11 protein-coding genes and 1 pseudogene are annotated in these 9,177 nt (G+C 72.0%); 8 read left to right on the top strand and 4 right to left on the bottom strand.

Features of this window, described 5'->3' with window-relative positions; genetic code table 11:
- Positions 1-244: 244 nt before the first annotated feature.
- The 3 genes from ABZW03_RS31140 to ABZW03_RS31130 all read right to left on the bottom strand — a co-directional run bounded on the left by ABZW03_RS31140 (position 245) and on the right by ABZW03_RS31130 (position 2,122).
- On the bottom strand, positions 245-601 hold the full coding sequence (locus ABZW03_RS31140; protein WP_355265645.1) for a MazG-like family protein: 357 nt from the start codon (positions 599-601) through the stop codon (positions 245-247).
- 162 nt (positions 602-763) lie between these two features.
- Entirely contained in the window at positions 764-1,471 is a 708-nt protein-coding gene (locus tag ABZW03_RS31135) for a peptidylprolyl isomerase (protein WP_355265642.1), read from the bottom strand.
- Between the two features lie 84 nt (positions 1,472-1,555).
- A complete protein-coding gene (locus tag ABZW03_RS31130) occupies positions 1,556-2,122 on the bottom strand; it encodes a TetR/AcrR family transcriptional regulator (RefSeq protein WP_355265639.1) in 567 nt (188 codons plus the stop codon).
- A 223-nt stretch (positions 2,123-2,345) separates the two neighbouring features.
- On the opposite strand from ABZW03_RS31130, the gene ABZW03_RS31125 reads away from it, so the two are divergent.
- A complete protein-coding gene (locus ABZW03_RS31125) occupies positions 2,346-3,011 on the top strand; it encodes a CatB-related O-acetyltransferase (protein ID WP_355265636.1) in 666 nt (221 codons plus the stop codon).
- Between the two features lie 176 nt (positions 3,012-3,187).
- Complete coding sequence (locus ABZW03_RS31120) at positions 3,188-4,162, top strand: DMT family transporter (protein WP_355265633.1); 975 nt, start codon at positions 3,188-3,190, stop codon at positions 4,160-4,162.
- Positions 4,163-4,166: 4 nt separating this feature from the next.
- Here the strand turns inward: ABZW03_RS31120 and ABZW03_RS31115 are convergent, their stop codons facing one another.
- Entirely contained in the window at positions 4,167-4,742 is a 576-nt protein-coding gene (locus tag ABZW03_RS31115; protein WP_355265630.1) for a hypothetical protein, read from the bottom strand.
- 203 nt (positions 4,743-4,945) lie between these two features.
- Between ABZW03_RS31115 and ABZW03_RS31110 the strand changes: the two genes are divergently transcribed.
- The 6 genes and pseudogenes from ABZW03_RS31110 to ABZW03_RS31085 form a co-directional block, all read left to right on the top strand.
- A complete protein-coding gene (locus tag ABZW03_RS31110; RefSeq protein WP_355265627.1) occupies positions 4,946-6,025 on the top strand; it encodes a histidine kinase in 1,080 nt (359 codons plus the stop codon).
- 36 nt (positions 6,026-6,061) lie between these two features.
- Entirely contained in the window at positions 6,062-6,760 is a 699-nt protein-coding gene (locus ABZW03_RS31105) for a response regulator transcription factor (protein WP_355265625.1), read from the top strand.
- Between the two features lie 507 nt (positions 6,761-7,267).
- Positions 7,268-7,627, top strand: coding sequence for an NADH-quinone oxidoreductase subunit A (locus ABZW03_RS31100; RefSeq protein WP_030060100.1), 360 nt, complete (start codon positions 7,268-7,270; stop codon positions 7,625-7,627).
- Between the two features lie 128 nt (positions 7,628-7,755).
- Positions 7,756-8,310, top strand: a complete 555-nt coding sequence (locus ABZW03_RS31095; protein WP_355265622.1) for an NADH-quinone oxidoreductase subunit B family protein — start codon at positions 7,756-7,758, stop codon at positions 8,308-8,310.
- Positions 8,307-9,020, top strand: coding sequence for an NADH-quinone oxidoreductase subunit C (locus tag ABZW03_RS31090; protein ID WP_355265619.1), 714 nt, complete (start codon positions 8,307-8,309; stop codon positions 9,018-9,020). The genes ABZW03_RS31095 and ABZW03_RS31090 overlap by 4 nt, the downstream gene beginning before the upstream one ends.
- Positions 9,020-9,177 (top strand): annotated as a pseudogene (locus tag ABZW03_RS31085) (NADH dehydrogenase subunit D); the annotation flags it as partial. The gene ABZW03_RS31090 and the pseudogene ABZW03_RS31085, both read left to right, overlap by 1 nt.

The following is a 9,177-nucleotide window of genomic DNA, read 5'->3' as shown; positions in this document are numbered from 1 at the left end:
GGACTCCAAGTCCGCGAAGATCACCGCCAACGCATCACAGCGTGCAGTTGATCAATTACCCAACACTTTCTGACGCCTGACGCCTGACGCTTGAGCCTGACGGCTGAGCCTGCGGCCTGCCCGGGTGCTCCGATCCCGCTCGGGCGGGATCGGGCCGCCCGGGTGGGCCGGTGCACTTCCGGGGCTCTCCCGCCGGCGGCCCGAACCGTGCTGCGGCGCGGTTCGCCCCGGGCGGGGTCGTCGCCTACGCCCCTTCGGCCGCCTGGGGCGCCTCCGTCGGGCGGCGGGAGGCGGCGGAGCGCTGTTCGACGTAGGCGAGGCGTTCGGCGAAGACGCGGGCCGCGTCGGGGGTGAGGGTCCGCAGGGCGACGAGGGCGGTGAAGACGACGTCGCAGAGCTCGTGCTGGACGTCCTCCCAGGTGTGGGTGACGCCCTTGCGCGGGTTCTGGCCGGTGGCGCCGATCACCGCCGCACCGACCTCGCCGACCTCCTCGGAGAGCTTGAGGATCCGCAGCAGCCGCTCCTCCTGGGGCGACTGCGTGCCCTGATCGTCCAGCCATGCGACCAGGTGGTCGACGCTCTCCCAGATCCGGCTGTCCATGCGGCGCTGCTCCTGCTCCCCTGCGGTGTCATCGGTGCTGCCACCGTACGGGAGCAGCGGGCGCCGGCCCGGTCGGGGCGGGCGCGGGCCCGGTCGGGGCGGACGGGGGAGGTGCATCCGGGGTGGGGCGGGTGGCGGGCCGGGGTCGTCCGGCCCGCCGGGTCAGCGGGCGCTGATCTTCACGTTGCGGATGTTCACCGGGAGGTTGGGGAAGCCGTCGCCCGGGTTGTTCTGGTCGTCCTCGCCGCCGGCGGCGATCTTCTGGAGGACGTCCAGACCGCCGGTGATCCGGCCGAACGGGGTGTAGGCGGGGGAGAGCTTGGTGTCCTTCCAGACGAAGAAGAACTGGCTGCCGTTGGTGTTCGGGCCGGCGTTGGCCATGGCCACGGTTCCGGCCGGGTAGGTGGCGCCGGTCAGGTTCTCGTCCGGGAACGAGTAGCCCGGGCCGCCGCTGCCCGTGCCGGTCGGGTCGCCGCACTGGAGGACGTAGATCCGCTGGGTGGTGAGGCGGTGGCAGTGGCTGCGGTCGAAGTAGTCGTGCTCGGCCAGGAACCGGAACGAGAAGGTGGTGCAGGGCGCCTTGTCGGTCAGTGCCTCGAAGGTGATCTGGCCCTGGCTGGTCCGCAGGGTCGCGCGGTAGGGCTTCGCCGCCTTCTTGGCGTCGAACACCGGGATGCCCTTGAAGTTGTCGGCCGGGACAGCCGGTGTGTAGGTGCAGCCGGCGGCGGGGGCGGCGGCCGCGGGGGCGTCCGCGACGGCGGTGCCGGTGCTCACCGCGAGCGGGAGGACGGTGGCGGCGGCGACCAGCGCCCAGTGCTTGCGCTTCACGTGACGGGCCTTCCGGGGCGTGGTGGACGGCGGGGTTGTCATGGGTGCATCATCCACGGCCGGGTGGGGATGCGGTAGGGGTTGGGGCGGCCGTGGCGCCTCGGGCGGCAATGGTGTGACGGTTTGTCAGTTCTGCTCCGGGGTGGTTGTGGTGGGCGTGAAGAGTCCGGCGCGGGCGGCCAGGGTCGCGGCGTCGGCGGCCCGCTCGGCGGTACGGGCGTCCAGCGGCTCGCCGGAGACGAACAGGCGGTAGTAGAGCGGTGCGGTGGCGGCCCGGACCACCTCGATGCCGTCCGTCCCGGCGGGCAGCTCGCCCCGGGCGGCGGCCCGGTCGGCCACCTCGGCGGCCTGGCGGTGGCGGGCCGCGAAGAAGGCGCGCAGGGCGGCCGCCCCGGCGTCCGAGCGTTGGGCGGCGGAGATCAGCGCGGTGGGCGTGGGGCCGAGCTCCGGGTCGGTGAAGACGCTGAACACCTCCTGGGTGATCCGGCGGAGGTCCTGCTGGAGGTCTCCGGTGTCGGGCAGGGGCCAGGGCTGGTCGGCCGAGGCGGTCAGGGCGTCGGCGACCAGGCCGTCCACCCCGCCCCAGCGCCGGTAGAGGGTCGCCTTGTGGACGCCGGAGCGGGTGGCGACCGCCTCGACGGTGAGACCGTCGTACCCCTTCTCGGTGACCTCGGCGAGCGTTGCGGCGACCACCTCCTCCCGGACCCGGGCGCTGCGGCCGCCCGGGCGCGGGGTGCGGGCACGGGGCTCGGGCGCTGAGGTCTGGGGTTCGGAGGTCTGAGGTTCGGAGGTTCGGGGCCCGGGGTGGGTGGCTCCAGTCAAAGTCGACTCCAGTCGCGTTAAGGCTTGCCGTGGGGTGGGGGTCGTGCGATGCTCATCGTAATGCGACTCAAGTCGCATTACGAGAGGAGCTCGCTTGTCCGTCACCGTCGTCCCCGACCCCACCGCCCTCCACCCGCTCGCCGGCCACGACCGGGTCGTCCTGCTGCGCCCGCTCGTCACCGACCCGCGGATCGAGGTCGGCGAGTACACCTACTTCGACGACCCCGACGGAGCCACCCGCTTCGAGGAGCGCAACGTCCTCTACGCGTACGGCCCCGAGCGGCTGGTGATCGGCAAGTACTGCGCCATCGCCACCGGCACCCGCTTCCTGATGGCCGGAGCCGCTCATCCGACCATCGGCGTCTCCACCTTCCCCTTCACGATGTTCGGCGGCAGCTGGACCGAGCGGACCCTCGACATCGTCACGGGCCTGCCCAGCCGGGGCGACACGGTGGTCGGCAACGACGTCTGGTTCGGCCACGGGGCCACCGTCCTGCCCGGCGTTCGGATCGGCGACGGCGCGATCATCGCGGCCGGAGCGATGGTCACCTCCGACGTCGAGCCGTACGCCGTTGTCGGCGGCAACCCCGCCCGGCCGATCCGTCGCCGCTTCGACGAGGCGGACGTCGAGCGACTGCTCCGCGCGGCCTGGTGGGACTGGCCGTCCGAGCTGGTCACCGAGCACGTCCGCGCGATCATGTCCGGGACCCCGGCCGACATCGAGGCGATCGCCGCGGCGAACGGTCTGCTCGCCGCCTGATCCACCCGTGCCCGTTCCGGGCATTGATCATCGGCGGCCCGGTGCGCGAGGATGGCGCCCCCTTGATCCGCGCTCCACCGCGTCCACCGCCGGGCCTCGCGCCCGGCTCCTGGGTCCGTCCGACGCCGTACGGTACTCGCGCCCGCCGGTTCCGTCCGTTCGGAGGGATCTTCCGCATGCCTGCCTCCTTGTCCGACCGCCCTGAGGGCGCGCCCTCGTCGGTCCTTCGTGATCTTCCGGTCCTGCTCGTGGCCGTGGTGTGGGGGTCGAGCTTCCTCGCCGTCCAGCGGGTGGCCGAGCCCGGGACGGTCGTGGCGATGCTCGTGCTGCGGTTCGGGCTGGTGCTGCCGCTGCTCGGGGTCGTCGCCTGGCGCGCCCTGCGGAGGCTGAGCCGTGCCGAGTGGCTCGGCGGCGCCGCACTGGGCCTGGTGCTCAGCGGGATCTTCCTGCTGGAGACCTACGGAGCCGTGCACACCTCCGCAACCAATGCCGGGTTGATCATCAGCCTCGCGATGGTGCTCACCCCGCTCGGCGAGAGCGCCCTCGGCCGGACCGCACCGCCGAGGGCCTTCCTCGCGGCCGCCGGGCTGGCCGTGCTCGGCGTCGCCCTGCTCACCGGGGACGGCGGGCTGCGCCCTCCGTCGCTCGGTGACCTGCTGGTGCTGGGCGCCGCCCTCGTCCGCACGGCGTACGTCCTCACAATGGCCCGCACCCGGGCCGTCCGCGACGCCGACATGCTCGCCGTCACCTGGGTCCAACTCGCGGTGGCCACCGGCGTGTTCGCCGTCGTCGCGCTGCTGGTCGGGCCCGCACCCTGGACGGTCGCGCGTTCGTACGGGACTGGCCAGTGGGCCTGGCTGCTGCACCTGTCCTTGTTCTGCACCCTGTTCGCCTTCTTCGTCCAGATGTGGGCCGTGCGGGCCACGTCGCCCTCGCGGGTGAGCCTGCTGCTCGGCACCGAACCGCTGTGGGCCGCCGTCTTCGGGATCACCGTGGCCGGGAACCGGATGGGCCCGCTCGCCCTGCTCGGCGGAGCCCTGGTGCTGGTCGCGACCGAGTGGGGCCGGCGCACCGCCCCCGCGCCGCGCCCGGCCGGGGGCGAGGCCGAGCCGAACGCGGTGGGGGCGAGCCCGGAGCCGGCGCGGGTGTGACGCGTCACCGGCGCCGCCGCAATGTCCGGCGGGCGTAGTCGAGCGTGACCGCGCCGAGCAACGGGCCCCAGGCGACCAGGGGCAGGTAGGCGAGCGTCATCACCACGCCGGCGAAGCCGTGCGGCGAATCCGGCTCGGCCAGGTTGTCGGCCCAGCGGCCGAACAAGCCCTCCACGCCGAGGACCGTGAGCAGCGTCGAGCCCAGCAGCGCCGGGACGATCGCGGCGAGCGGCCGGACCCGACGCCCGCCTATCAGCGGGATCCACCGGGGCGCCACCAGCCCCCAGGGCCGGACCAGGCCCAGGGTGAGGAAGGCCAGCGACTCGGCCAGGGCGCTCAGCGCCACGCAGTAGACCGTGCCCCAGCCCGGCTGGTGCTCGGCGTACGCCGTGTACGTCGCGCCGGTGAAGCCGACCGGGACGCCGAAGCCGAAGACGATTCGCCACAGCCCCGAGGGGACGGTGGTGAGGGCGGCGGCCGTGGCGGCGAGCCGGGCCCAGCGCGGGGCGGGCGGGACGTCCGGGGCGACGGCCCCGGCCCGGTGGGCGGTGCCACGGGCGTTGATCACGAGCTTCGACATGGTGGTGGACTCCCTTCGGCTCCGGCCTCCGTGGCCGGTGCGACGACTCAAGACTGGAGGCCCGCCAGGGGTCTGCGGCAGATGCCGATCGGGCTGTTCCTCCTGCTCAACCGGCCTTTGAAATATGCCGATCGGCACAGGCGCGGCGGCTGGGCGGCGTCGTAGTGTGACGGCAGTCGAGGAGGCGAGGAGAGGTGGTGACGATGACTCAGATCCTGTCCGGGGTCGTGCTGGCCCTGGTGCCGTCGGCCTGGGTGGTGCGCAGGCGGTACGGGGCGGCGGCCGTGACCATGGCGCTCGGGCTGGCGTCGGTCGCGGTCACGGTCGCCGTCTGGCTCCTCGGACGCTGGGCGGAGGAGCAGCGCTGGGCCGGGTTGTTGGGCCTGGCCGAGCTGGCCGTCCTGCTGGTGTCGGTGGTGATCGGCCTGCGCACCGAGGACGGTCCGCGGTGTGCGGCGGCGGCCTGGACGGCGTGCGGAGCGGTCGCCCTCTGGCCCTCGCGGTTCGCCTTCGTCGACGGGCCCTCCGACACGCTCACGCTCTTCGGGTTCGGATCGATGCTCTCCCTGCCGGCCGTCCTGACCGGGCTCTACCTGCGGGGCCTGGACGAGGGGCGCAGGAAGGCGGTGGCCGAGGCGCGGCGGGCGCAGCGGCTGGAGCTGGCCCACGACCTGCACGACTTCGTGGCGCACGACGTCAGCGGCATGGTCGCCCAGGCCCAGGCGGGGGCCTACCTGGCGGGGATCGATCCGGCCCGGGCGGCCGAGATGTTCCAGCGAATAGAGCAGGCCGGGCAGCGGGCGCTGGCCTCGCTGGACCGGACGGTACAGCTGCTGCGCAGCGAGGAGGGCGGCGGCCGGGGTCCACAGTCGGGGCTCGCCGAACTCGCCGGGGTGGCCGAACGGTTCACCGCGACGGGCGGCACCGAGGTCCGTTTGGAGCTGCCGGAGGAGCCGGTGCCGCGCGAGGTGGAGGGCACCGTCCACCGGATCGTGGTCGAGTCCCTGACCAATGTCCGGCGGCACGCTCCGGGCGCGCGGGCGGTCGAGATCCGGGCCCGCCGCAGCGGTGGACGGCTGGAGCTGACCGTGACCAACGACGGCCGGGCGCCGGGGCCGGCGGGGCGGCCGCGCCGGGGCGGCGGCAGTGGACTGCCGGGGCTGGCGGCCCGGGTGGAGGCGCTCGGCGGTTCGCTGGAAGCCGGCCCGCACGAGCGGGAGGCCTGGCGGGTGACGGCGGTGCTGCCGCTGGAGGAGGCCGGTGCGGAGCCGGCGCGATCGTAGGAGCCGACGCGGGTCGGGGAGCGGGGAGGTGCGGAGATGGGCAGCGGCACAGGGCCGGTTCGGATCCTGATCGCGGACGACCAGGCGGACGTCCGCAGCGCGTTCCGGATGATCCTGGACGTCCAGCCGGACATGGTGGTGGTGGCGGAGGCGGCGGACGGCGCGGCGGCGGTGCAGGAGGCGAGGAGGCTGCGGCCGGACGTGGTGCTCGCGGACATCCGGATGCCGAAGCTCGACGGTCTGGAGGTCACACGGCAGTTGGCCGACCAGTGCAAGGTGATCGTGGTGACCACCTTCGACCTGGACGAGTACGTGCACACGGCACTGCGGCACGGGGCGGCCGGGTTCCTCCTGAAGCGTTCCGGGCCGGTGCTGCTGATCGAGGCGGTCCGGGCGGCGATGGCCGGGGACGCGTTGATCAGCCCGCAGATCACCGTCCGGCTCCTGCGGCACATGGCACTCCCGGGAGCGGAGCCGAAGCCCGGTCCGGGCGCCAAGGCGGCCGTGGCGGCGGCGCAGCCGGCAGCCGGACCGACGGAGGAACTGACCACGAGGGAAAGGGAGATCGCCGAGCTGGTGGCGGACGGTGCGACCAACGCCGAGATCGGGGCGGGGCTGTTCATCTCACCGGGGACGGTGAAGAACCACCTCGCCAACGTCCAGCGCAAGATCGGAGCGCGTAACCGGGTGGGCATCGCGGCCTGGATCTGGGAGCAGGCGGCCGCCCGCCGGTAACCCGGCACGAGCAGAAGCACAGACACGGGCACAGACACACACAGACACGGGCGCAGACACACGCCGCCGGCAGCAGCTCGCGCGCTTGTGAACGAAGGGTCAAGCGAGCGTTCGGCACCCCGCCACCCCTCCGAGTGAGCCGCTATAACACGTCAACATGACGCCCGGAAATTTGCCCCGAGCGACGCATAGTTGATATAGGAACGTGCCCCTGACCAGCCGCTTCACAAGTAAATGCGACTACTTGTGATCGTTTGACTGCTTTGCGTCGACAAAATTGGGCATGTTCACATTCGACCCCATTCGAAGGGTGTCGTAGATCACAAAGAAGACGATGAACTGCGTGTCGCAGATCACAAGCAGACGGGCATAGGATGCGCTCGTTCCAGGCTTTGTGAACTGCCTCACATGAGGTGGATCTCGGGAACTGGAACGCGGGTTCACCTCAGCGTGACCTGCTGGTTCCGATCTGCAGTCAAGGACGACTGGACGGAGGGAGCGGGGGCTATGAATGCCTACGCGCCGATCCTCGTACTCGGTGCCATCGCGGCGGCGTTCGCGGTCGGCTCCGTCGTGATGGCCTCACTCACCGGCCCCAAGCGCTACAACCGGGCCAAGTTGGAGGCGTACGAGTGCGGCATCGAGCCGACCCCGCAGCCCGTGGGCGGCGGTCGGTTCCCGATCAAGTACTACCTGACGGCGATGCTCTTCATCGTCTTCGACATCGAGATCGTCTTCCTCTACCCCTGGGCGGTGACCTTCGACGCCCTGGGGATCTTCGGGCTGGTCGAGATGCTCCTGTTCATCGCCACCGTCTTCGTCGCCTACGCCTACGTCTGGCGGCGCGGCGGCCTGGAGTGGGACTGAGCGCGGGGTGGTCTGAGCGCGGGGTGGCGACCCCACCCGTCCGCCGGCTGCGCGCCCGCTTGTGAACGAGCGGACAAGCCAGAACCGGCCCACGTATCAGAGGACTTGAGGGCATTGAGAGGGATCTGATGGGAATCGAGGAGAAGCTGCCGAGCGGCTTTCTGCTCACGACCGTGGAGACGGCCGCCGGCTGGGTGCGCAAGGCGTCACTCTTCCCGGCCACCTTCGGTCTGGCCTGCTGCGCGATCGAGATGATGACCACCGGGGCCGGCCGCTACGACCTGGCCCGGTTCGGCATGGAGGTCTTCCGGGGCTCCCCCCGGCAGGCCGATCTGATGATCGTGGCGGGCCGGGTGAGCCAGAAGATGGCCCCGGTGCTGCGCCAGGTGTACGACCAGATGCCCAACCCCAAGTGGGTCATCTCGATGGGCGTCTGCGCCTCGTCCGGCGGGATGTTCAACAACTACGCGATCGTCCAGGGCGTCGACCACATCGTCCCGGTGGACATCTACCTGCCCGGCTGTCCGCCCCGTCCGGAGATGCTGATGGACGCCATCCTGAAGCTGCACGACAAGATCCAGCACGAGCCGTTGGGCGTGAACAAGCGCCGGGCCGAGGAGCTCGGCGAGGCACTCGCCCTCAAGGCCACCCCGATCAGCGAGATGCGGGGGCAGCTGCGATGAACGACCAGGTACCCGAGACCCGCCGCGAGCAGCCGGTCCGCGAGATCCCGGTCGAGGTGGTCGGCCGCCGCCAGGGCATGTTCGGTGCCAAGGGCAGCGGCGACACCTCCGGCTTCGGCGGCCTGGCCGCCCCGATCGTGCTGCCCGGTCCGAGCGAACGCCCGTACGGCGGTTGGTTCGACGAGGTCGCCGACGAGCTGGAGGGCGCCCTGGAGGAACAGGGCCTGGACCCGGTCGAGGTGATCGGGCGGACGGTGGTCGACCGCGGCGAGCTCACCTTCCACATCGAGCGCGAGCACCTGCTGCGGACCGTCCGGATCCTGCGCGACGACCCGGCGCTGCGCTTCGAACTGTGCCTGGGCGTGAGCGGGGTGCACTACCCGGGCGACAAGGGCCGCGAGCTGCACGCGGTCTACCACCTGCGCTCGATCACCCACGGCCGGCTGATCCGGCTGGAGGTCACCGCGCCCGACGCCGACCCGCGCATCCCCTCCGTGGTGAGCGTCTACCCGACCAACGACTGGCACGAGCGCGAGGCCTACGACTTCTTCGGCCTGGTCTTCGAGGACCACCCGGCGCTCACCCGGATCATGATGCCGGACGACTGGCTGGGCCACCCGCAGCGCAAGGACTACCCGCTCGGCGGCATCCCCGTCGAGTACAAGGGTGCCCAGATCCCGGCTCCCGACCAGCGGAGGTCGTACAGCTGATGAACACCCAGCACTATGGAGAGGCCCAGGCGGAAGCCGCGGAGGCGGACGCCCGCGAGACCACCGAGGGCCGGGTCTTCACCGTCACCGGCGGCGACTGGGGCGAGGTGGTCGAGGCGGTCGGCCGGGCCGACGACGAGCGCATCATCGTCAACAT

It is taken from the genome of Kitasatospora sp. NPDC004799 (assembly GCF_040609095.1).
Lineage (GTDB): Bacteria > Actinomycetota > Actinomycetes > Streptomycetales > Streptomycetaceae > Kitasatospora.
Note: the sequence above shows the minus strand (reverse complement) of the source record. Positions and strands in the feature narration are given on the sequence as shown.